Source organism: Priestia sp. SIMBA_032 (assembly GCF_046535215.1).
GTDB classification, from domain to species: domain Bacteria; phylum Bacillota; class Bacilli; order Bacillales; family Bacillaceae_H; genus Priestia; species Priestia aryabhattai.
Genome location: NZ_JAWRXD010000340.1, coordinates 1 through 318 on the forward strand (window position 1 = coordinate 1; position 318 = coordinate 318).

Consider the following 318-nt stretch of genomic DNA (forward strand, 5'->3'; position numbering starts at 1 on the left):
TTTTTCTTTTAATTTATTAATTCCATAAATTAAAGCAGCCGGATTTGGGGGACAACCAGGAATATACACATCAACTGGTACGATTTGGTCTACACCTTTCACAACAGCATATGAATTTACATACGGACCACCTGCTGTCGCACAAGATCCCATCGCAATAACCCATTTCGGTTCAGGCATTTGATCATATAAACGCCGAACAATAGGAGCCATCTTCTTCGTTACTGTTCCCGATACAATCATGACGTCCGATTGCCTTGGTGAAGTCCGAAAAAATGACCCAAATCGATCTAAATCATAATGTGATGAGCCTACTCC

Annotated in this window: 1 pseudogene; it reads right to left on the reverse strand. The window is 40.9% G+C overall.

Annotated elements, in window-relative coordinates:
- Nucleotides 1–318: pseudogene (nuoB, locus tag SB717_RS34665) on the reverse strand (NADH-quinone oxidoreductase subunit NuoB); the annotation flags it as partial.